The sequence below is a fragment of the Reichenbachiella sp. MALMAid0571 genome, from assembly GCF_040151475.1.
Lineage (GTDB): Bacteria > Bacteroidota > Bacteroidia > Cytophagales > Cyclobacteriaceae > CAXBNB01.
The window spans coordinates 1-23,176 of sequence record NZ_JBDKWG010000078.1 but is presented as its reverse complement, the minus strand read 5'-3'; the positions used below and the strand labels follow the sequence as shown (position 1 = coordinate 23,176).

16 protein-coding genes are annotated in these 23,176 nt (G+C 37.5%); 6 read left to right on the top strand and 10 right to left on the bottom strand.

The genetic code is table 11. The features are described from left to right. The first annotated feature begins 3 nt into the window (after positions 1–3). The 4 genes from AAOP42_RS01800 (at position 4) to AAOP42_RS01785 (ending at position 6,606) form a co-directional block, all read left to right on the top strand. The gene (locus AAOP42_RS01800; RefSeq protein WP_349526741.1) at positions 4–930 is read left to right on the top strand and encodes a dihydrodipicolinate synthase family protein; all 927 of its coding nucleotides are present in this window, start codon (positions 4–6) and stop codon (positions 928–930) included. 18 nt (positions 931–948) lie between these two features. Beyond that, positions 949–2,127: an AGE family epimerase/isomerase gene (locus tag AAOP42_RS01795; RefSeq protein ID WP_349526740.1), complete on the top strand. Its 1,179-nt coding sequence runs from the start codon at positions 949–951 to the stop codon at positions 2,125–2,127. Between the two features lie 132 nt (positions 2,128–2,259). Then, complete coding sequence (locus tag AAOP42_RS01790; RefSeq protein WP_349526739.1) at positions 2,260–3,729, top strand: Gfo/Idh/MocA family protein; 1,470 nt, start codon at positions 2,260–2,262, stop codon at positions 3,727–3,729. 231 nt (positions 3,730–3,960) lie between these two features. Then, complete coding sequence (locus tag AAOP42_RS01785) at positions 3,961–6,606, top strand: WG repeat-containing protein (RefSeq protein ID WP_349526738.1); 2,646 nt, start codon at positions 3,961–3,963, stop codon at positions 6,604–6,606. Positions 6,607–6,608: 2 nt separating this feature from the next. On the opposite strand, the gene AAOP42_RS01780 is transcribed toward AAOP42_RS01785, so the two are convergent. From AAOP42_RS01780 to AAOP42_RS01750, 7 genes are all read right to left on the bottom strand, one after another. Then, the gene (locus AAOP42_RS01780) at positions 6,609–7,295 is read right to left on the bottom strand and encodes a hypothetical protein (protein WP_349526737.1); all 687 of its coding nucleotides are present in this window, start codon (positions 7,293–7,295) and stop codon (positions 6,609–6,611) included. 100 nt (positions 7,296–7,395) lie between these two features. Further along, the gene (locus AAOP42_RS01775; RefSeq protein ID WP_349526736.1) at positions 7,396–8,835 is read right to left on the bottom strand and encodes a hypothetical protein; all 1,440 of its coding nucleotides are present in this window, start codon (positions 8,833–8,835) and stop codon (positions 7,396–7,398) included. A gap of 128 nt (positions 8,836–8,963) precedes the next feature. After that, positions 8,964–9,623, bottom strand: a complete 660-nt coding sequence (locus AAOP42_RS01770) for an MORN repeat-containing protein (RefSeq protein WP_349526735.1) — start codon at positions 9,621–9,623, stop codon at positions 8,964–8,966. Between the two features lie 183 nt (positions 9,624–9,806). Continuing rightward, positions 9,807–11,399 (bottom strand): SusD/RagB family nutrient-binding outer membrane lipoprotein, encoded by a 1,593-nt coding sequence (locus AAOP42_RS01765; protein ID WP_349526734.1) that lies wholly within the window; start codon positions 11,397–11,399, stop codon positions 9,807–9,809. Between the two features lie 28 nt (positions 11,400–11,427). Continuing rightward, positions 11,428–15,090: a SusC/RagA family TonB-linked outer membrane protein gene (locus tag AAOP42_RS01760; RefSeq protein ID WP_349526733.1), complete on the bottom strand. Its 3,663-nt coding sequence runs from the start codon at positions 15,088–15,090 to the stop codon at positions 11,428–11,430. A 170-nt stretch (positions 15,091–15,260) separates the two neighbouring features. Next, the gene (locus AAOP42_RS01755) at positions 15,261–16,295 is read right to left on the bottom strand and encodes a FecR family protein (RefSeq protein ID WP_349526732.1); all 1,035 of its coding nucleotides are present in this window, start codon (positions 16,293–16,295) and stop codon (positions 15,261–15,263) included. Positions 16,296–16,459: 164 nt separating this feature from the next. Further along, positions 16,460–17,119, bottom strand: a complete 660-nt coding sequence (locus AAOP42_RS01750; RefSeq protein WP_349526731.1) for an RNA polymerase sigma factor — start codon at positions 17,117–17,119, stop codon at positions 16,460–16,462. Positions 17,120–17,504: 385 nt separating this feature from the next. Here AAOP42_RS01750 and AAOP42_RS01745 point away from each other — a divergent pair, with 385 nt between their 5' ends. Continuing rightward, on the top strand, positions 17,505–19,409 hold the full coding sequence (locus AAOP42_RS01745) for a CASTOR/POLLUX-related putative ion channel (protein WP_349526730.1): 1,905 nt from the start codon (positions 17,505–17,507) through the stop codon (positions 19,407–19,409). Positions 19,410–19,414: 5 nt separating this feature from the next. Here the strand turns inward: AAOP42_RS01745 and AAOP42_RS01740 are convergent, their stop codons facing one another. Beyond that, the gene (locus AAOP42_RS01740) at positions 19,415–19,585 is read right to left on the bottom strand and encodes a hypothetical protein (protein ID WP_349526729.1); all 171 of its coding nucleotides are present in this window, start codon (positions 19,583–19,585) and stop codon (positions 19,415–19,417) included. Positions 19,586–20,064: 479 nt separating this feature from the next. Between AAOP42_RS01740 and AAOP42_RS01735 the strand changes: the two genes are divergently transcribed. Then, a complete protein-coding gene (locus tag AAOP42_RS01735) occupies positions 20,065–21,690 on the top strand; it encodes a S41 family peptidase (RefSeq protein ID WP_349526728.1) in 1,626 nt (541 codons plus the stop codon). 7 nt (positions 21,691–21,697) lie between these two features. On the opposite strand, the gene AAOP42_RS01730 is transcribed toward AAOP42_RS01735, so the two are convergent. Beyond that, positions 21,698–22,438, bottom strand: a complete 741-nt coding sequence (locus AAOP42_RS01730) for a DUF952 domain-containing protein (RefSeq protein ID WP_349526727.1) — start codon at positions 22,436–22,438, stop codon at positions 21,698–21,700. Between the two features lie 18 nt (positions 22,439–22,456). Further along, complete coding sequence (locus AAOP42_RS01725) at positions 22,457–23,002, bottom strand: alpha/beta hydrolase family protein (protein ID WP_349526726.1); 546 nt, start codon at positions 23,000–23,002, stop codon at positions 22,457–22,459. Positions 23,003–23,176 lie beyond the last annotated feature (174 nt).

Sequence of the window (23,176 nt, the reverse complement as noted above, 5' to 3'; positions counted from 1 at the left end):
AATATGAATCATAAACACCTTGCGGGGCTTATTGCAGCTCCATTTACACCGATGTTTCCCGATGGCTCCATTAACCCTGAGCTTATCCCTCCCTATTATAAGATGCTTAAACAAAATGGTATCTCTGGGGCATTTATTTGTGGTTCTACCGGGGAAGGTGTTTCACTGACTCTCGACGAAAAGAAAAAGCTTGCTAAAGCATGGGGAGCCTGCACAAAGGATGATACTGATTTTAAAGTGATGATGTTTCTTGGTGGTACTTGCATTGCCGATTGCAAGGAACTTGCCATCCATGCCAGGGAATGCGACCTGGATGCAGTTTCATTTACTGCTCCTTTTTATTTTAAACCTGCCAGTATAGAAATGCTTGCCAGTGCGTGTCAGGAAATTGCGGATGCAGTACCGGATATGCCTTTTTATTATTACCACATCCCTGTACTTACAGGGGTGAATTTTTCCATGATCAATCTGCTTGAGACTGTAGATGGACACATTCCAAATTTTGCAGGAATCAAATACACGCATGAGGATTTTATGGATTATCTTTCATGCCTCCGTTTTAGAAATGGGAAATATGATATGCTTTGGGGTCGGGATGAAAACATGCTTTCTGCTTTAGCTGTAGGTACCAAAGGTGCAGTGGGAAGTACCTATAATTATGCTGCACCTCTATATCTTGATCTGATGGATGCCTATAATAAAAATGACCATGAAAAGGCAAGGAAGTTACAACAAACCTCAATTGACATGATTAGGCTCCTTGGAAAATATGGAGGTATTGCTGTGGGTAAGGCATACATGAAATTGATTGGAATGGACTGTGGAAAATTCAGGCTTCCTATAAATAATATGTCTGACGAACAATATGGATTGTTTGAGGAAGATGCCAGGAAGATCAATTTTCAGCAGTTCTCCTCTAAACTACCTTAACTGATTATCTTTAGATTTATGAATTACAGCATTCAGGATTTACATCAACTTAGCCAATTCTACAAAGATCAATTGCTTGGTGATACGATACCATTTTGGTTTCCCAGGTCTTATGACAAAGAGTTTGGGGGCTTTTTATTTATGCGTGATACTGATGGCAGTTTGATCGATGATGACAAATCCGTATGGTTTCAGGGTCGGGCAACCTGGATGCTGGCTACCTTGTACAATACAGTAGAGCAAAAAACGGAGTGGCTCGAAGGTGCCCGATTGGGGTATGAATTTTTAAGTCAAAAATGCTTTGATTCGGATGGTCGTATGTTTTTCCACATGACCAGAGATGGACAACCTATCAGGAAAAGGAGGTATTTTTTCTCTGACACGTTTGCTGTGATTGCCTATGCTGCTTATGCCAAAGCATCGGGAAGTGCTGAGGTTGCGGAAAAAGCCCGTGAACTGTTTGGTAAGTGCATTCATTATGCAGCTCATCCAGAGATATTTCCTCCAAAGGATACTTCGATTCGTCCCTCCAGAGGCATAGGGATTCCAATGATCATGCTCAATACAGCAAGGGAAGTAAAGGGCACAATTGGTGATCCCAGATGTCAGGCTATTATTGACAACTGTATAGAAGAGATAAGAAAGTACTTCGTGAAAGATGATATCCGGTGTGTGATGGAGCAGGTAGCTCTCGATGGAAGTATCATAGACCACATTGATGGACGAACATTGAATCCCGGCCATGCGATTGAAGGGGCATGGTTTATACTGAATGAAGCAAAACTCAGAGGAAATGACCCTGAACTCATAGACTTAGGCTGTCGTATGCTGGACTATATGTGGGAGAGAGGCTGGGATCAGAAGTATGGAGGAATTCTGTATTTTCGGGATGTGTACAACAAACCAGTGCAGGAATATTGGCAGGATATGAAATTTTGGTGGCCACACAATGAAACTATTATCGCCACCCTTTTGGCTTTTACACTTACAGGAGATGAAAAGTATGCTCAATGGCATAAAATGGTACATGAATACAGCTACAGCCATTTCCATGATAAAAAGCATGGTGAATGGTTTGGTTATTTACACAGGGATGGCACGTTAGCCCAGAGTGCTAAAGGAAACCTATACAAAGGACCTTTTCATTTGTTGCGGCAGGAATGGTATTGTATGCAATTGCTTCAAGAGAGGGGTTGACTTTTAATTTACAGGTTTTCTGGTATTGCTGAGTATTTGAGGAATTCTTAGCATCTAAAAAAATGGGAAATGCAAGCATTATTCAGTAAAAATGTATATTATTAAGCCATTCAACTGAACAAAACACATAAAATGAAAGAAACTATCAAATCTAAAATTGCTTCTTCCCGAAGGGATTTTATTAAAAACAGTGCCATTGTATCCTCCTTTTTTTTAGTGCCAAGGCATGTGCTTGGTGGCATAGGGTATATCGCTCCAAGTGACCGGTTAAACCTGGCAGCCATCGGAGCTGGTGGAAAGGGAGCCAGTGACATTCGTAATGCTTCAGTTGGCGGTCGTGAAAGAGTGATGGCTCTTTGTGATGTTGATTTTTCAGGAGAAAGAGCAAGTAAAACAGTGGAAGCATTTCCCAAAGCAAAATTATACAACGATTACAGGGAGATGTTGGATAAAGAAAAAGACATTGATGCGGTTACGATCTCTACTCCTGATCATGTTCATGGGCCGGCTGCTTCTTTTGCAATGCAAAGGGGAGTACATGTATATGTGCAAAAGCCTATGACCCATAATATAGAGGAAGCCCGAATACTTACGCAAATGGCCAGGGACAAAAAAATAGTGACCCAAATGGGGAATCAGGGCGGTTCTAACCCACTGTTGGGAATGGTGCAGAGTTGGATAGATTCAGGCAAGCTTGGTAAAATTTCTAAAGTTCAGATTTGGACTAATCGTCCGGTATGGCCACAGGGCTTTGCGATGGCACAACCAGATGCTTCAAAAAAACCAAAAGATCTGTACTGGGATTTATGGCAGGGTCCGGCAGCACAGACAGATTATATTCCTAACCTGCATCCGTTTAGCTGGCGGGGTTGGTGGGATTATGGTACAGGAGCATTAGGAGATGTTGGATGTCACCTTGTCGATATCCCATTTAGAACTTTGGGGCTAAAATACCCTACTGATGCCGAGTGTAGTGTAGGTGCTATATACTCTCAAATGTGGTCTGCTAATTACAATCCTGAAGGATGTCCACCTTCCTCTTTTATCACTTTACATTTTGGTGCTACAGAAAAAAGTAAATCCCCTATTGAAATGACCTGGAGCGATGGGGGTATCAGACCTTCCCATCCGGATATCATTCCGGCCGATCATGACATTGGAGGGTCAAATAGTGCCAACGGAGTATTGATCATCGGAGAAAAAGGTATCATTTCAACCAATATCAATGACAGTTCTCCAATTATGCCAAAGCTTTACCTGAACGATGGTACTACAGAATTCGGTCCTGAAGTAGAGGATGATGAAGAACCGGAATATGGGCACCAACGCAAATGGGTGGATGCCTGTAAAGCGGGATTTAATAGTACTGAACACAAGGCTCTTACCTCCTCATTTGATTATGCCGGGCCTATGACAGAAACGGTATTAATGGGTAATCTGGCAATTAGAAGTTATATGTTGAGAAAAGAAAACAGCAAAGGGAAAATGGAGTTTTTTGCCCGTAAAAAGTTGCTGTGGGATGGGGAAAATATGCGGATTACCAATCAAGAAGAAGCCAACCAGTTCGTGGGAAGGAAACATAGAAAAGGCTGGGAGGTTTAGTCAGTGAAATAACCTTTGATTAATATGGAATAGCTCTTCTTTTAAAAGAAGGGCTATTTTTTTACTAAAAAAGGATATAGAAATGGTTTGCTCATTTTCATATCAAACAAGTTTATGAATTGCTGTTAGCTTTGCCCAGCTACTTTTATGAAGATACCTTTTCATAAAATCAGGCAACCTTGGCTTACTTTTTGTAATTTCACGGATTGAACATCAATAAAAAAAGAGGCGTTGGATATAACGGTTAGAAATTATTCCTTTATAAAGCTATTTACTATACTTATTGCAGTACTTGGAGTTGCCACTGTTTCACTTGCAGACAAAACCAAATCGGCCCTAAAAGCATTGGAAAAAGGAGAATATGAAAAGGTAGAAGAGCTTATTCTTAAATCTCTGGAGAAGGATAGTATAAACCCCGGATCGAAATATGTCTATTCGAAGCTTTATTCTACTACAGGATTTTCCAGATACAATGTCGATTCGGCTCATTTTTTCATCCTGAGAGCGCAATCAGAGTTTACAAACCTTGATGATAAGGAGAAGGAAAGCCTAATTAAAGATGAGGTAACTGAGGTACATTTAAGCACGCAGCATGCTATTGTCGATAGCTTGGCTTATGCTATATCCTTGGATAAGAATTCTCTGGAAGGGTATAATTATTTTATTTTAAACTATACCAGTTCAGTTCAGTATGAGGAGGTAGTTAAGTTGAGAAATACCGTTGCGTATAAATTGGCAGCAGATGAAGGCAGTTGGCAGGCTTACAAAAGTTTCATGGATACTTATCCTGAAGCTCAGGAATTGGATCAGGCTACTAAAGAGTACAACAGGCTGATATTTGAAGAAAAGACCAGATCGGGAAAAAAAGATGATATTGAAGCTTTTCTTAATAATCATCCTGAGACCCCTTATCGTCAAAAACTGGAAGAAAAGGTTTTCAATGATTTAACAACTTTTGGGGAGTGTGATGGGTTGGTCGAATTCATAGAAAAGCATGATAATCCTGCTTTGCAAAAGAAAGCCCTGAACATGCTCTATTATCTTGATGCCAATAATGAAGCTTATATTCGGTTATTGAAAAGCAAATCATGGAAGCTTTATCAGGATTCATTAAAGGTTTTGGAAGAAGTAAATGAAGCTGTTTTGGTTCCCTATCTTGCTGAAGATAAATATGGTTTTGCCAATTTGCAGGGCGACATGTTAATAGACTATATGTTTGAGGAAATCTCGCCCCGGTACTATTGTGGGAATATAAAAGATGATGTTTTAGATGTTACACTAAACAAAACACATTTGCTGGTAAATAGAAAACTGGATACAGTTTACATTGGCAAATTCAATAAGGTTACTCATTTGGGTGCTGGAGTTTTGGTCATAAAAAAGGATGGTGCAGTAGGAGCTATGCACAAAACGGGTTTTCAAATATTACCTTCTAAGTATCAGGAAATATCTATGTTGAGCCCAAATCTTCTTAAGACTAAAAAATCCGGAAAATTCGGAGTTAGCTCCATATTTGGTAAGGAAGTAATTACTCCTAAATACGACAATGTTTACATTACTGGTAAGTATTTGATTATAGAACTCGAAGGAAGGGTTTCTGTGAATCTTGTCTCTGACTTTATTGTTGAAGGTAAAAAGAATAATTCTTTTGTTCCAAAATTCAAGTATGAAGAGTTTGAGACTATAGGAAAACATGTGATATGTTTTGACGGTGACAATGAAGTGCTTCTTGATTCATTGTTGAATGAAGTAGTGCCACCAGGACAGCAGAGAATAAATACCAAATCTGATATTTGGGTGATAAAGCAACCAGACGGATACAGACTTTTTGATAAAAAAACAGAAAAGCTTCAGGAAGAATTTTACTCTGATGTGGTGCAAAATGATCGGTGGATTGCTATGGTAGTTGGTAATAAAAAATGGTCGGTTTACAGCAAGCCATTAGGTGATGCGCCTATTGTTGGGTTAGATTCTGTTAAGTTACTGGGAGAGGACATAGCTATGGTTTTCAGAGGTGAGAATGGGACAGCTATTTTTCCTAATAAGAAAGTGGTTGAGTTTTCTAAAAATGAGAAGTTGCGTTCCATAGGCTCTGGAAAGAATACAAACGTGCACTTTTTGGTGATCAGCCGAAATGGTAAGAACATTCTTTATCGTGATGGAGAAAGGGTGATAGAATCGGTGTATGAAATTGGATATATCTCTGATGAGGTCTTTTCGGCAAAATCGAAGGACGAATATGGAGCGATGGATACAGAGACTCGTTTGATTATGCGAATCCGATATGATGCTATAGGAGAGGCAGAAAAGGGTATTGCACCAGTATTGTATAATGGCAGATTTGGAGCCTACAACTTTAACAACCGGGTGCTGATCAGTTTGAAGTTTGATGAAAAACTAAAACCCTACAATGATCAGTTGCTTATAACCAAATCCAGAGGAAAAAAAGGTTTGTACAATATTGAGAATGAGAATATTCTAGATAACGAATATGATGAAATACTGTATTGGACAGACAGTGTGGCTTTGGTGAAAAGCACTGAAGAATGGGCTCTTTACGATATTTATAGCAACAAAGCATTATTTTCAGGAATGTTGGATTTTGAATATGTTTCCAAAAGAGGCCAAAATACAATCATCAAATACAGAACCAAAACTGGTATGGGGGTTTACAGTATGAAAAACGGAGAATTGTTTGAACCCACTTTTAACGATATCATAAACCTTGGTACAGAAGAAGTGCCTTTTTACTTGTGTGAAAAATCAATCAGGGAAGCTGGATACTATGTGGCGGTTTATAAAAACAGTACTGGTGAAACGGTGAGAACACAAGCTTACAGGGAAGAGGAATATCAGAGAATAGTTTGCGAAAAGTAAACTTATTTGATTTTCATAAGATCATTTTTCAATGTTTCTATTTTTTTTTGATGAGCGAATAACTCAACTCTGAGTTTTTCAATCATAGTATTGTTGACATTGATTTTTTTTGCAATTGTTTCCGGGTTGGTATTTTTCTTATTCTTAGACGATTCCAGTTTTGTATTCGATCGTTCAAGTTTTCCTATTTTGGAGCTTACTTTTTTTGATTTTTTTTCATGATCTTCAATGCGTTTTTGCATTATGGAGGAATACAACCCTACTTTGAAATCAATCATCAGGTCTTTCAAATACTGATTGTATCGTTGAATGTTTTGATCACTCAGGTTATCTTTTTTTAGGGAAATATTCAAAGTTGGCTGGTTTTTGTTGTTGTCACTCACAAGTGAAAGGAAAATAATATCAGTAGCTGATTGATTGGTTTTAGCAAGAATTTTGTTTTCATGATGAGTACCCATATTGTCCATTAGAGCATGTCGTTTTACGTACTTCCACCATTCTCTTTTGAGTTTATCATACGATAATTCAAAATCTGTAACCAAAGTCTCTTGTTTGACAGATCCAAAGTTGACTGTAGCATTGCGTATGTTCAAATTAAAATCCTGAGCAAGAGTAGTAACGAAAGATATAAAAAATAAAAGGAGAGTTGTTCCGTATTTTATTTTGAGCATTATCGGTTCAGTTTTCATAGTTTCAGTATTCAAAAATGTATTATCTACTGACGTTTCGAAAACATTAACGAATGTTTTTGTTTTAAAGCGTGGTTAATTCTTCCTGAGTTAAGGAATCTTATTTGTCGTTAAACACACCGTTGTAATTATTACCCATGTAAGAGCCCCACAGAACATTGCTTTTGACAGGGAAATCTGTTTTCAACCTGATTACACGCATGCCATCAAAGGTATATACACGATCCGGAGTAGTCATGTTACAGTAAATGATATCAAGAAATCCGTCATCGTCCAAATCACCAATCCACGGAGTTGAAGCAACATTGGAGCCGACCATTGGTTCAGCTATTGCAAATTTAGTTTGATGAAAAAAATCATACACTAACATGGTGTTGTGGATGGTTTTTTCTCCTTTTTCGTTTGGCAAAAAAAAGTTTACATTCAAAAGAGCATCTACATTTCCATCTTTGTTAAAATCACCCATTACCGGAGAACTCATTTGGTAAAATCCAATACTGTCCATAAAGACTATTTCACCTTTGGATCCATCAACCAAAAATGGCCTTGTACTTTCTAATTTTGGCCAGACTCCAATGGCATAGGTAGTGAAAAAGTCAGGAATGTGATCGCCATTTATATCTCCTGCTGCCAAAGATGAGTATGACTCAGTATCTGGTATTTTGCCACCCCAAATCACCTGATTGTCAATGCCATTAAAAGCCATCATACGGCCATCTACGCTGTTGACTATGATGTCTTTAATATTATCCCGATTTACATCAGCGACAACTGGTGGAGCAATAAACCCTTTTTTTTCGCCAGTAGCCAATAATATTGCTTTTGAAAGGTCATTTTTCAATATGTCCGACAAAGTGGATCGGTACAAACCTCCCCCGACTGTTTCACCTCCAGTACCAAAAACCACATCCAATATCCCATTGCTGTCTAAGTCATCTACCACAATTGACATATAAATTTCTCTTTTGTCTGGCATTGTTGCCTTGGCCAACTGCTTTCCGGTTTTTCCACTTATTACCATTAGAGAACCTGCGGGTCTGTTTTCATTATAAGGCTGGGCTGTGACATCCCCACCGTTGGAAACCAGTATATCGTTTATCCCATCCCGATCCTGATCAGGGATAAACTGAGGATTGTAAAAATTGAATAAATTTTGAGCCCTGAAATCAGAGGTGTCTCCCTCAGGAAAGAATTCCCAAATTATCTGTCCGGTTTTCCCATTAATGGCCATGAACTCTGCTGACCTGCCTCCTATAAACACATCAGGAATGTTATCATTGTTGATATCCATAAAGTCGGGCGATCCGAAAATTTGATCTCGTGCATGTATATTCCAGAGCAATTCGCCGTTAGTACCATCCAAGGCAATAACGGAAGAATCGCAATGATTGAATTCCTGCCTGCCAGCTCCCAATACAATGTCTTTGATTCCATCATTATTTAAGTCTGTTGCCCTGGGAGATGAGAATGTCCCTAAATTCGCATAAGTACTTGTCCAATAAGGTTTTATTAGTTGGGCATGTACTTCTGTCTTTGACAAAGTAAAAAAGATAAGTAGGGATATATTTAATATGACGCATCTCATTTGAGAAAACTCTATATTTAGAGGATACTTTTTAGTAGTGAGATTGACCTTTTGTAAATAGGTTCTGCAATGTGATAAATCCTTTATTTCACTAGTTCTACAGTTACAACCCAATAGCCTGGTTGATTAATTAGTAAATCAAAATTATCATTGCCACTTATCACCATTCTAACGGGATATTCGACAGCTTGCATCGTTTTTACCCATTGATTTTGGACGATACTACCAAAATTACCAACTAAATTTTTAACCTGAATATTGCCATAACTAACTTTTCTACCTAATTTTTGGTAAGTAATGTCAACCTGATTTTTATCTGTACCTTTTCTTATTGCTGTAATTTTGGTGATTGTGTTGTCTCTGCTCATTACTTTGTAGGTATAGGGATCTTTTCCTATAAACTCATCTTCCTTCCAGTATCCTTCCTTGATAACCTTTCCAACAATTAGAATACCTTTTCCATCTTTTGATCCTTTCTTGAATCCTCCCTCATAAACATCACCATTGCTCCATGTATATTTACCTTTACCATCGGGAAATCCTTTTTTAAACTCACCTTCGTAAGTATCTGTTCCTTTTGATATCCCTTGCCCATGAGCAAGGTCTTTTTTGCAATCACCTGTATATGATCCTGAAATACTTTCAATTTTAACTTCACAATCTGTTGACTGACTGTAGGAGTAAGAGTTAATAAGAATTGTTATAATCAGAATCAGGCTGATCTTCATAAAATGTATTTTCATCTTAGATAGTTTTTATATGTGTCTAATTTAAGAAACATGGAAATAGTTCATTAATACCTTTAATAGTTGTTTTTGTGTAATTATTTCATGCCAGCCTGTCCGTCAGGCAGGGATTCCATGTAATAAGAAAAGCAACCCATCAAAAATGATGAGTTGCTTTGTAGGTTGAATTGTTGATGTTATTTAGTTAACATCCCACCATACCCTGGAAGTAACTTTGTCTCCTCCTGTAAGTCGGGCAGTATTGGCAGAATAATTTGCGTAATTGTTGTTGACCTCATCAGCCGGATAGGTTATCCTTCTGGGATCTTGAAGGTCATTAGACACATCATCTCTTACTTCTACCCGGGGAGTAAGTCCTGATCTTCTATACAAATGAAATGCTTCTTCAGAATTAAGGAATGAATTCAACCACCTTTGAGTATGAATTAATTTTAACCCGTCAGTAGTATTATATGCTATTTTGGAATTGGCGATATAAGCATCTATTTCTGCATCACTTGGTTTAGCAGGAGCTGTTTCCCAAAGGTCATTGAGGTGTCTGCCACCTGCTCCAAATTCATACCACTGATCCATGGAAGCCCTGATTCCTTTTTCATACCATTCCTGTGCATTACCTGTAGCAAAACCTCTTTGATAAGCTTCGGCGATTAAAAAACATACTTCGGGATAACCAATATGAACCTGAGCACCGGCATTGCCATTAGCAGGTCCATTGACTAAATACCAATTGAATGCAGAATAATTTCCTCTAAAAGAAAAAGAATCATCCTGCCCTCTTCTGGGGCCATCATAAGGATGATTGGTGACAAGGTCGCGATCAGCTGGTGATTGTGGCATTGCTACCCATTCATCGTCCTCATTGGTTTCAAAATAAATATGAACCCTGGGGTCAATAATGTTACTGCCGTCTGTGATGCTTGGATCACCCTCGGTCATAGCACCCCATGCTACCTCTCCCATTCTTATTCCTTCATAATACTGAAAGCCGTAATAAAGAGTTACCCCAAAACCGTCTGCTACAGTAAATTCCAAATTATCGCTGGCACTAGTCATTACCAATGGTTCTGTAGGTGCCAATATTTCTGAAATAATTGCTTTTGCAGCAGTTTCGTCAACATTTGACATACGTAATGCATATCTCAATCGCAATGAATTGGCAAGTTTACGCCATTGAGTAATGTCACCATTATATATCACGTCTCCGGAACCATAAGAAAATTGATCACTATCGGTAGTCATATTATCTGCTGCCCACTTCAGGTCTTCTAATGCTGATGCATAAATATCTGCCTGAGAAGTATATTCAGGCCTGACTTCACTTGTTGCACCCAGTCCTGCTTCGAAATAAGGCATTGGCCCATACAAATCTGTGGCTTTAAGAGCCATGTAGGCCTTTACGATCATAAGCATGCCCTTTCTATTGATATTTAAGTCCTGATTGGATTCTTTGAGAAGTCTTGCTTCCAAATCGCTGGCAGTTCTTAACATACTATAATATTGGTTCCATACGGCTTCCTGAGCAAAATTGATTATTTCTTCCGGCCCTCCTGTGGATGCAGATAATTGTGACCATTGGTACATGTTATGGTTGTCAAGGTATAAAACCTGATTGTTATTAAAAGGCATTGAAGACAAGACTCCTGCAAACAAGAAAGCTTCATTCGTATCTAGTGGCTGAGTTGGATCGGTATTTAACTCAGCGAAATCATCATCACAACTGAATGACATTACACAGAGCACAATAGCGGATATAATTATTTTTATCTTTTTCATCGTTCTAAATTTAAAATTCAACACCAGATTAGAAGCTAAGTTTGATATTAAAGCCATAGCTTCGGGCTGTAGGTAGTTGTCCCCACTCTATTCCCTGAGATATTCCTGATCCATTGATAGCACTTGGATTTAAGTTATCAGGAGCTGTGTTGTATAAAAACCATAAGTCTCTACCAATTAAGGTTATGCTTCCGTTTTTGATAAATCCTGTTTTACTCAATATCTCTTGTGGCAGGTTATAAGAAAGAGAAAGTTCTCGCAACCTTACCCACGATGCTTCATAGATAGATGGAGATACTGGCCCGCTGGTAGGCCCCCAGTTAAACATGTCAAGATGAGTGTACCAATAAGGAACTACTTTGTCATTGGGAGTACCATCAGCGTACACGCCTGGTTTCAATAAGCCATTGTTGTGTGTTACATTTTCGTCATCAGTCCATGCCAATCCTCCTAACTCAGCATTTCGTCCAACTAAGGTTTCAGGAGCTTGTCCGAAGGACACGGAAGTAGCATAAGATCCAAAGAAAACATCTCCACCCATTTTTATGTCCATCAAAGTATTTAGTGTAAATCCTTTCCAGGAAAGCGTTGAACTAAAGCCTCCTGTCCAATCAGGTGTGGCATTGCCAAGAATAACCCTCTCTTCTGTAAGGTCGTACCATTCACCGTCTTCATCTATTATTCTATTTTCCGGACGTTTTTCTGAACCATCGGTTTCTCCATTTCCATTTTCATCAAAATAGACATAATCCCAGCCAACAATGGCTCCTATTTGTTCACCTTTTCTTGCTTCAATAGCAGGTCCGTTATTGCCAAATATTCCCCCCAGACGAAGCACTTCTGCGTCACCATTATCATCCAGTCTCGTTACATAGTTTTTGTTACTTCCCATATTGAAGGAGACATCCCATGTGAAATTTGTGGTACGAATAGGCGTTGCACTAATGATCAATTCAAATCCTTCATTGGTCAATTCTGCTGTATTGATTTTCAAAGTAGAAAAACCTGAAGATAATGGTACAGGGGAATTAACAAACTGATCGGTAGATACTATCGAGTAGTACGTACCATCAAATCGAATTTTATCTTTCAAAAATGATAGATTCAATCCGGCTTCAAAACTATTGACTCTTTCAGGTTTGATTTCCTGAGTTGGAATAGAACCTTTTACCTTGGCGGTAATAGCTCCTCCAAAAGTTCCCTTTTCGTAGGTGGCATTGGTACTATATGGAAGTGCATCATTTGCAGACTGTGCATAGGCAAGTCTCAACTTACCAAAAGAGATTGCATCAGGAATAGTTTCAATCGCATCAGTAAAATTGAAGTTTCCACTTACTGAAAAGTAATTGAATGGACTTTGACTGGTAGAAAGAGTAGATGACCAGTCGTTTCTGAATGTTCCCTGCAAAAAGAGGAAATCTTTGTAGCTTAAATCAAGAAATGAAAACAAAGATTGTATTTCCTTTCTGTTAACCCCTTCTTTGGGTACTATATTATTATTTACAAAATTCAAAGGAGGCCTACCGTCCGCTGACAAAGCATAATTTATATTGCTGAACGTAAACAAATACGGATCGGCAAAACCACGATTTGCATTTCCACTCTGTCCTTGTATGCTTTGGAAGTTCTGGCTGTAGTATTCACCACCTACTGAAAGTTTGGCTATAATATCGGGCGTGATATTTCTGGTGGCAGATGCCATTACCTGGTGGTTTTCAATCCGGCTTTGTCCCAAGTATCTTTGATAAAAGCCTCGCTGAAGTCCTAATGCATCCCAAGGGGTGTTTTTTGACATTCTATCGTCGTTATAATTATCAAGACCCACTTTTGCATTGACATTGATCCAGTCATTTACATCATAGTTCAATACTATCGATCCAATTAGACGATTTCTCAATCTGGTTTGATTGTTTTCGTTAAGATCCCAGAAAAAGCTACCTGTTCTTCCGAGGTTTCCAGAGCTCGCATTATTAGCTGGGTATCCGATTCCGGCAGGAGCTCGTGTTCCATCTGGTAATTTGTAGCTATCCCTTTCAAGATCAATTCTATAACTTCTCGGCCAGTTGTAAGTAAGGTTTTTTCCAATAGATGCTTCAGAACTTCCTAAAGTTGGTGAATTTAGCTGCTCTGATTGTGAGTAAGAAAGTACTACATCTGCACGTAATTTAGAACTTACATTGAGAGAACTGTTTAAGCTAAAAGTTGTTTGTTCTCTTTCTGTATTTGGAGTGACTGGAGTTGTTTTATTATTGGTAATGGATACCCTCATGTTTCCTAAGTCACTTGCTCCTGAAAAAGCTATATTGTAAATTTTATTACTTCCTTTTTGGAAGAAGTCTTTGACATTGTCGGGTTGTGGAGAAAAAGGTCTGACAACTCCATCCCACCACAAAACATCCTGTCCCAGCATCTCAGGTCCCCAACTGGCTCCTGAACCCCAATATGATACCGCTGGCAACAGGTTGTTTCCTTCATCGTCTTGTGGAAAAGTTGGTTCTCCTGCAGTAGTAGCTCCCTGGCCAAATCGGTTTTGAACATCCCTGAACATAAATGTTTCGATGGCCATATTGGTCATGCTTACATCAATTCCTATCCCTTCACCTTTTTTACCTCTTTTGGTGGTAATCAGGATTACACCATTACCACCTCTCACACCATACAAAGCAGCAGCATTTGCTCCCTTTAATATGTTGATACTTTCAATATCCTGAGGGTTTATTTGATTGATTCCAGATCCCCAGTCTTTGCCTGATTCATTTCCGGTTAGAGACGTTGCATTGTCAGTTCCTGCTATATCATTGTCAATAGCTACACCATCTACAATGATTAGTGGCTGATTTCTTCCATTTAACAAAGAGTTGTTTCCCCGAATGGTAATTCTCGTCGTTCCACCCTGAACACCATTGCCATCACCTATTTGAACACCTGCAACTTTGCCATTTAAAGCTCCTAATACATTGAAAGTGGAGGATTTAGAAATTTCTTCTCCATCCAAAGTTTCAATTGAATACCCAATAGCCTTTACATTTTTTTCAACTCCAAGTGCTGTTACCACTACTTCATCCAGTTCTGTGGCATCTGTTTCCATTACCAGGTCAATAGTGCTCCTTCCGTTTACTGGTACATCCTGAGGTTTGAAACCAACGAAACTATAAACCAAAATACAATCATCAGGAGCGTTAAAAGAATAATTTCCGTCCAGGTCAGTGATGGTACCGGTAGTTGTACCTTTTATTACGACACTCACCCCCGGTAATGATTCTCCTTTATCTGAAGTTACCTTTCCTGAAATCTTAATATTGTCTTCGATTGCATTCCAGTCTTTTGAATCTTTACCATCCTTGACAAAGATGCTATTATCTACTCTTCTGAATTGCAGGTCCGTTTCCTTAGATATGTGTCTTAAAACATATCCTAAAGATTTACTTTTTAAGAGGGTTGAACCGACGTTTTTCCCTCTGGTTATGCTCTTTTGATAAGAGAAATTAAAATCTGTATTTTCTTCAATTTCAGAAAATATTTTTTCTACTTTTTGACCTTTAAATTCTATGGTCAAAATCACGTCTTCAATACTCTTTTGGGCACTGGTATTTGCAGCTGTGATCACGTTGAATAACAGACACTGTATAAATAGTCCTAAAAGCCCGTATTTAGACATAGTAATAATTTGGTGTAAAACTTTAAACTCCATAAGTTTACATGATTTTTGTTAAACATTTTTTAATGAAAATAGGCTCTGGTAGTATTCCGAACTATTCCCCAATAATTTGAACAACTTACTTAGAGCCGGACATCATGAGACCGACTTCCTTGAAGTCGGTTTTCTTTTTTTAATAATTTACATCTGTATCATAGTTATTGTTATTTGATTGTTACTACGGATCCTACAATTTCATATTGAAAGCCAAGTGAAAAACTTATGCCTTCCATGACGGCACTGAGCGACTTGTTTTCAAATCTTCCGCTAAAATCTTTATCAATTTTTATTTGTTTTTCCATTTTAAACTCTACCCCATACCATCGCTCCAGTACATGTCGGATTCCTTCAAAATCCGTATCCTTAAAATAGATGGTATTATCTTTCCAGGAAAGCAATTCTTCTACAATAAAATCAGATTTTATAAAGAGTCGTTTCTTTCGGTCATAGGTGACCATTTTATTTGGAGTCAAGTGCTTAACGATTTGGGATTTTGGTGCTTTTGCTTTTAGATAGGAATTATTTTTTACTAAGACCTTACCACTCACAACTGCAACATTGATGTATTCCAGATCAGGGTAAGCTTTTACATTGAATGATGTGCCTAACACAGTGGTTTCAATCTCTCCGGATTTGACACTAAAAGGCCGTAATGGATCTTTTACAACCTCAAAAAATGCTTCACCTTCTAAATGAACTTCTCTGGAATCTTTTTGAAAATTTTTCGGGTAGCGGATTTTACTTCCGGAATTTAATTTTACAACTGTACCATCCTCTAACCTTATAATAGATTTTTGTCCTTTTGGAATGAATTTTTCTATATAAACTATCTCATTGTTGTTATTGTCGTTTTGATCGTCGATATACTTTAGTGACAGAAAAGTAAACACACCAAAAATCAAAATACTCACTGCCACTGCCAATTTGTACCAGATATGTGACATCTTAATTTGAGGTTTTCCAACTATATCATAGACGGAATTCCAAATTTTGTTTTTTTCATTTGGAGAAAGCTCTTCCTCATGAAAAGATAATGATAATAATATGCTTTTTGCTTCTTCAATAACTTTGATTTTGGCAGGATCATTACCCATCCACTTGTTCCAAAATTCATCACAAGCTGAGTCTGGTTCGATTAACCATTTATGAAAGTACTCGTCTTTAATGATTTCTTCAACAGTATAATCTACGTTCTTCATGGATTGCTTTAGTGTTCTTAGTATATAAGAGAGGTAAATGAAATATTCTACTCACCTAAAGCAGAAAAAATGTAAAAAAATTATTTACAAGAGTTTATGAGTTGTTCAGTTAGTGCTGAAAGAAGTGAAAATTGAATGAAAGAGTTTGTTCAGCCTAAAAAAAATCAATAAATGTTGTTTGCAAAAGAAAGTAGCAGAACTCCGAATGATGATAAAACATGCCTGAGTATTTTTAAAGCCCTATGGATAAGGTTATAAACTGATTGGGAGTTGATGTCTAATATTTCCCCAATTTCATTACAAGATAATTTATTGTAAAATCTAAGAAAGACTGCTTCCTTCTGCCGTTCAGGAAGGTCATTTAATGCTTTTACCAGTGGGGCAATTTTATCTTCCTTTATACCAATGTTTTGAAGGGTAATATGGTTAGAAAGAATGATTTCAAAATTTTCAGTATCATCAATTCTTTGAAACCGCAACATCTTTTTCTTTTTTTCAAGTAGCTTTCTTCTGAATCCAACAAATAAATAGGCTCGAATGCTTTTGACATTGTCCAGGTTTTTTCTGCGATTCCATAATTCAACGAAAAAATCCTGTATGCTATCTTTAATAAGTTCGTCTTCTGCTATTATTTTTCTACCATAATTAAACAGGAGGTCAGCATATTCCATGTATATGGCTTTGTAAGCCAGCATGCTGTCATTTCGAAAAGCTTCCCAAAGTTCTGAATCAAGATAGCCCGAATCATACTGACCTGACCGATGAACTACCGATAGGGGTTTTGTCTTTTGTTTGTTGCCTTCAATTGGTAGAATTTTTTGCATAGGTACCAAAAAGTGAATCTTAAATATAGCATTATTTTATAAAAATAAAATTCATCCAACATATATGTAAATGTTAAGTTTAAATTATAACCTCCGGATTTCAATTTGTAATTTTAAAACCCTGCTGTGAATTAGATTACGTGTTAAGGTTGATTTACTTCAAATGACTTTTTCTATGAAATCAGGTAATACTTGAACTTTCAGTGGCAATTCAATTAATTTCAATCTTACCTAATTATTACCTGATATTATCAAAATGAATCTCTCTTTTTACAAAGAATGGTATAGTTTTGAGGAATTATAATTGAATGTATGTTTGTGACACTCGTTACTTATTCATTACTTTTAATGGTTGTAGTAAGAAAGCCACGTATAATAGGAATAAATGAAAAAGGACGCATCTTTTAAAGCTAAGGCTAAGTATAAGTTTGATAATTTTGTTGCCAGAGGTACTGTTGCCCTGATTTCATGGCTTGGAATATTGTCTTTAGTGGTAATACTCATATTTGCCCTTCTTTTGATGTTGTTTGGTATGAAGCCCAACGACCATGAAAACTTTGGCATCCTGGATTCAATCTGGGCAAACCTCAACCTGGTATTGGATCCCGGAGTACTTAGTGGCACGGATACTAATTGGTTTTTGAGAATTTATTTTCTGTTAGTAACAATCGTAGGAGTTGTTGTGTTATCGACTCTTATTGGTCTTGTATCCAATGGTATATTAACCAAACTTGAGGAACTTAGAAAAGGACGTTCATTTGTAATTGAGGAGGAGCATACCATTATATTAGGTTGGTCTTCCAAAATTTTTACCATTATTTCAGAATTGATTCTTGCCAATGAAAACCTCAAAGAGGGGGTAATAGTCATTCTTGCTAATAAGGATAAAGTAGAGATGGAGGATGAAATTCGTCTGAAAGTAGGTAATACTGCGAACACACGTGTTATATGCAGGACAGGTAATCCAATTGATGTGGATGATATTTACATAGCCAATCCTTTTGATTCCAAATCGATTATTATCTTGGATAAAGACAATGAAAACTCCGATTCACAAATAATAAAAACCATAGTGGCAATCGTCACCAACCCCAAACGACGAAAAGAACCGTATCATATCACTGCTGAAATTCAGGACAGAAAAAACTTTGAAGTAGCTAAGATGGTCGGTAAGGATGAAGTCGAATTGATTCTTTCGGATGATTTTATTTCAAGAATAATGGTTCAAACCAGCCGTCAGTCCGGATTGAGTGTTGTTTACATTGAGCTAATGGACTATGGTGGGGATGAAATCTACTTTATGGAAGAACCATCATTGGTTGGAAAAGACTTCAAAGAAGTAATTTTTGCCTACGAAGCTTCTGCTATTATGGGATTGCAATTTGCAGATGGGACTGTGGCAATTAACCCTCCCATGGAAACTATTTTCAATGAAGGAGACAAGGTAATTGGTATTACTGAAGATGATGATACGTTGATTCCTTCTGGTAAAACAGATTTTAAAATTCTTGAAGATCGTATTGTTGAGGGATCAATTGAAGAGCAACGAGAAGAACAAATATTAGTGATTGGCTGGAACGACCGGGCAAAGAATATAATCAGAGAACTGGATGAATACACGCCATTTGGATCCACTGTGAAAGTGGTGTCTAAGTTTGAAGATGCAATTCCTATTCTTCAAAGATTAAAACCTACGCTTAAGAATCTCACCATTGAATTTAAGAAAGCCGAAACTACAGAGCGAGAAACGATAGAGAAGCTGGGTATTACAGACTATGACTATGTGATGTTGCTATGTTATGAGCAGCATTTCCCTGTACAAGAAGCGGATGCTCAGACCTTGATTACACTACTGCATATCAGAAGCATTACGGAGAAATCCGAAAAACACATCAAGTTGGTAAGTGAGATGATAGACATGAAAAACAGGCAACTCGCTGATATAACCAGTGCGGATGACTTTATAGTTAGTGATAAACTACTTAGTTTGTTGATGACTCAGGTGTCTGAAAATAAATACCTGATGCGGGTATTTGAGGATCTCTTTGATGCGGATGGTTCAGAAATTTATATTAAGCCTGCTACTGAATATGTAACTGTTGGAGAAAAGATTAACTTCTATACCATACTTGAATCAGCTGCCAGGAAAAACGAAGTAGCTATAGGTTACAGGATTGCTGCGAAGAGTAAAGATGTCAACCATGACTATGGTGTGGTAGTCAATCCTATAAAATCAGAATACTTTGAACTTACGGAAAAAGATGAAATAATAGTTCTTTCCGAAGACTAAAACTATTATTTTTTTAATGCTGCTCTTATTTCTCTGAGTGCATTTTTTCTGTTTCTTGTTTTGATGTTGTTTTGCGAGGAAATATTTCTTACAAAACTCAGTACATCATTCTTTTGGTTAGCATTTAAATGCTTCATGCTTTCCAGTAATTCTAGTTCAACTGTCTGGCTATTCATGGTATATAATTTTTGGTGGTTACACAAATTAAACGTTTAAATGTTAATCGAGGTTCAATGTGAGGTTATGAGTCTATTAAATAATAATGAACCTTTAAAATTTGTTTACCCAAAGGATTAACTTAAGGAAAGAAAAATAGGTGGAAGATATTTTATTTGCCACAATGTTTTGACTAGTGGAGGTAAGAATCTATTTTTGAACTTTCAAAATAAATACTATAGTTATGACAATGTTAGTTATCATTCTTGCTCTTTTTGTCTTGGCAATTGTTTGCCCGATCATCCTTCCAAACAGCAAGGTGAGCAATCATAAAAAGGATTGGGACGTATAACTCCTGTCTTTTTTATTATTCTTCCATTTATCTGCTTTTATTCTTTAGAGTAATAAGATTGCTGACATTATAATATCTTTGATTTTGCTATTTTAGTATCTTAATTCGTTGATGAACGTATTAAAGTGCTACACTCTACTGTGATTTATGGAAATCAAAAACTCTAAATACTACATAAAACTTCCTTTGTTGTTATCCATCGCTATTGCTGGTGGGATTTTGATTGGTGCAAATATGACTTCCCCAATAGGGAGCAAAAACGATGTTGTCAGCAGTATCTTTAAGTTTCGCGAGATACTCAATTACATAGACAGAAATTATGTTGATGAGGTAGAAACTGACAATCTGGTAGAGACAGCAATCACTTCCATGTTGGAAAAACTTGATCCACATACTGTATATCTTCCTGCTAAAGACCATGAGTATTCTAAGTCGGAACTAGAAGGTAATTTTGATGGTATAGGCATTGAATTCAATATTTTCAGAGATACTATTTATGTAGTAGCACCTTTGAGTGGAGGTCCATCGGAAGAGGTGGGTTTGCTGTCCGGAGACAAAATTGTGAAAGTAGATGGAGAAAATGTAGCTGGAATTGGGATCAATACCAGAGGGGTTTTTGATAAGTTGAGAGGGCCAAAAGGCAGTGAAGTTAATGTGACTATCAAGCGGAAGAATGTGACTGACTTTTTAGATTTTAAGATTACAAGAGACAAAATACCCCAGTTTTCGCTTGATGCTTCCTATATGGTGGATGATGAAATTGGTTACATCAAAATCAATCGTTTTTCGGCTACTACCTATACAGAATTCAAAGCGGCACTTGAGAAATTGGTCGCTGATGGCATGACTAAATTGATTCTGGATCTTACCGGAAACCCGGGAGGTTATATGGACAGAGCTATAAAAATGGCAGATGAACTTTTGGCTTCAGACCCTATGATTGTTTTTACCAAAGGAAAGGAACTCAGATACAATCAGGAACACCGTGCAAGCAGAAAAGGGATATTTGAGTCCGGAGGACTTATCGTTTTAATCGACGAGGGAAGTGCCTCGGCTTCCGAAATAGTTTCAGGAGCTATTCAGGATAATGACAGAGGTTTGGTAGTAGGCAGGCGTTCTTTTGGAAAGGGGCTTGTGCAACTGCCCTTAGAATTGAGCGATGGATCAGAATTGAGACTAACGATTTCCAGATACTACACTCCAAGTGGCAGATCAATTCAGAAATCTTACGAAAATGGTCAAGAAGATTACTACAAAGATGATTTTCACAAAAGGTACAGCAAAGGAGAAATGTTCAGTGCAGATAGTATAAAATTGAACGATTCTTTGGTGTTTCATACAGCCAAAGGACGTACGGTATATGGTGGAGGTGGCATAGTGCCGGATTACTTTGTTCCGTTAGACACTACGCAGAACAGTGTTTACCTCAATAGATTATTCACTACAGGTACTATCAGAGAATATGCGTTGCACTACAATGAAAGCAACAAAGAGAAGTTGGAAGAAAAAGGCTTTGATTCATTCAAAGAGTCTTTTGAAGTAACGGATAAAATGTTGCAAGATATGGTGGCTTTAGCCGAAAAGAACAGTCTGAAACTCAACCAAAAGCAATACGATCATTCAAAAGAGTTGATGAAAACTTATGTAAAGGCACAAATTGCCAGAGGAATTTGGAAAAGCAATGGTTTTTACCCTATCTACAATGAAACCAATGAGATTTTCCAACAGGCACTTGAATTGTTTGATGAAGCCGAACAATTGGCTGCTAAGTAACAACCTTCTAACCAATAAAATTTGTAGCAGTCTCTGCTGAATAGTATTGCAATCGGACTATAGCTGTTTTGTTGATCGATCCATATATGTGTGGAAAAGACTCCTTTCTATCAGAGTTATACTCATGCTTTAATTGAGCAGAAAGAAATTCCGGGACTATAGTTAGCAACACGATTGCATCTTTATGGCTGTAGTATTTTTGATAGGTTTCTCTTACCTGAGTAGCATTGGAGGCATGCACAAATCCTTCATTTTCAAAATTAACAGGAGTGAAGTGCTCTTCTGTTAGTTGACTTTCCCATTCTTTGGGGTCAGCAAGATGGTAGATGAAATTTTGGCTGGTATATTGCAAATGAGCCTGACTACTGTTGAAAACAGAAAGAAATTTCTGAATGGAAGGTAAGGTCTTATTTAATAAAAAAATGGTAGAGTGTCCTTTTTCGAACAATTCCAAGGCATCTTTTCCAGTAATGCCATAATAGAGTATTCCTAAAAACAGAAAAATAATAATCAGGTTGAGTTGTCTGTAATACCATCCCATAGACATGGCTATAACAGACATTGATGCGCCTATGCCACCAATTACCAGAGGTACTATCAGCTTTTTTCTGGTAAGAATTAATTTTAAAATGTTGCTACGATAAAACACCTGTGATTTTCCTTTGAAAATGACAATCAACTTATCGTGGGTAAGGATCAATTGATCGTTTTTACTGTTCAGCAGGCAAAGGAAGAGGATAGGATCCATGGTTAAGTGCTGTTAGTATTAACTCAAGAAATCAATAGCCTTGTTGACAGCAAGCAAAGCATGGTCAGGAAGTTGACTTTCAGGAAAAGGGTGGCTACCACCTAAAACGTGATTTCCATCTTTGATGACGAAAAGTTCTGCGGTATCTGATATTTCTGTTAGTTCAATAGCCGAATCCAAAGACACAGTTTCGTCCTGGTTGCCATGTATAATCAGGTGAGGAATATCCAATTGAGACTCACATTTCAAGACATTAAATCTTTGTTCATTTGCGAAATAATCCTCAGCTAATTGGTAGTATAAGGGCATATTTTGCTTGGTTCGGGAATTGAAAATATAATGAACACCTTTTTGCTTCCATGTATCCAGAATTTCAGAAACGGGCATAACTGAGGTGAGAGAAGATACAGAGGCCAGTGTTATCAGTTTTTTGATCCTTGAATCTTCAGCAGCTTTTATTATCGAAATGCCTCCTCCTCGGCTGTGTCCCATTAGAAAGATTTGATTGAAATTCAACTCTTCTTTTGGGACAGGGAATAGATCACTTTCTATATGATCCAACATGAGTTCAATATCATCTAATTCGATGGTGTAGTTGTTGTTGAACGAACCTCCTTCGTCGGAAGCCCTTCGGGGAATGCCAAAGAACTTCTAACTTCGGAGTTCACAAAATAAGAATTGAAGTTATGAAAAAAAAGTAAAACAATCATTGAAAAAGCATGTGAACAAGTACCTAAT